Annotated in this window: 1 protein-coding gene; it reads left to right on the top strand. The window is 65.9% G+C overall.

Annotated features, from left to right (window positions below; all coding sequences use genetic code 11):
- Positions 1-39: 39 nt before the first annotated feature.
- Positions 40-980: glycosyltransferase (locus A5711_RS00485; protein WP_067942997.1), on the top strand; the 941-nt coding region annotated here is incomplete at its 3' end.

The following is a 980-nucleotide window of genomic DNA, read 5'->3' as shown; positions in this document are numbered from 1 at the left end:
TGACGTCGCCGGCGCACGGCAACTGCAAGGCTAGGACCCGTGACGAAATTCGCCCTCGCCGGCTACGGAACGCGCGGCGACATCGAGCCATTGGCAGCGGTCGGCCGCGAGCTGCTGCGCCGAGGGCACGACGTGGCCGTGGCCGTCCCACCGGAATTGATGGGTTTCGCCGAGTCCACCGGGCTCGCGGCGGTCCCGTACGGCCCGGAACTGCACGACTTCCTGGACGAGGAGTTCCTCCGCAACATGTGGGCTGAGTTCTTCCGGAACATCTGGACGATCCGCAGCCCGATCAGGTTGATGCGCAAGGTCTGGGAGCCCCTCATCCGGCATTGGGGCGAGGTCAGCGCGGCGCTGACGTCCCTCGCCGCCGACGCTGACCTATTGTGCACCGGCCTGAATTTCGAGCAGGCCGCCGCCAACGTCGCGGAGTACTACGACATCCCGTTTGCCACGCTGCATCACGTCCCCATGCGGCCGAACGGCCAGACCGTTTCGATGCTGCCGGCGCCGTTGAGCCGCTCGGCGATGACGGCGTTCGACTGGTTCAGTTGGCGCCTGAACAAGAAGGTCGAGGACACGCAGCGCCGCGAACTCGGGCTCCCCAAGGCAACGGTTGCCTCGCCGCGAAGGATCGCCGAACGCGAATCGCTGGAAATCCAGGCGTACGACTCAGTCTGCTTCCCCGGCCTGGCGGCCGAATGGGCCAGAAAATGGGGCGACCGGCGACCATTCGTCGGCGCACTGACGATGGAGCTGACCACGGACGCCGACGAGGACGTAGCGTCGTGGATCGCCGCGGGAACACCGCCGATTTGCTTCGGTTCGGGAAGCATACCGCTCGAATCCCCCTCCGCCACAGTCGAAATGATTAGCTCGGCGTGCGCGAACCTCGGCGAGCGGGCCCTCCTGTGTTTCGGCGGAACTGATTTCAGCGACGTGCCGCATTTCGACCACGTCAAGGTCGTGGGCGTGGTGAA

The organism is Mycobacterium sp. E2238, assembly GCF_001672665.1.
In the GTDB taxonomy this organism is placed as follows: domain Bacteria; phylum Actinomycetota; class Actinomycetes; order Mycobacteriales; family Mycobacteriaceae; genus Mycobacterium.
Note: the sequence above shows the minus strand (reverse complement) of the source record. Positions and strands in the feature narration are given on the sequence as shown.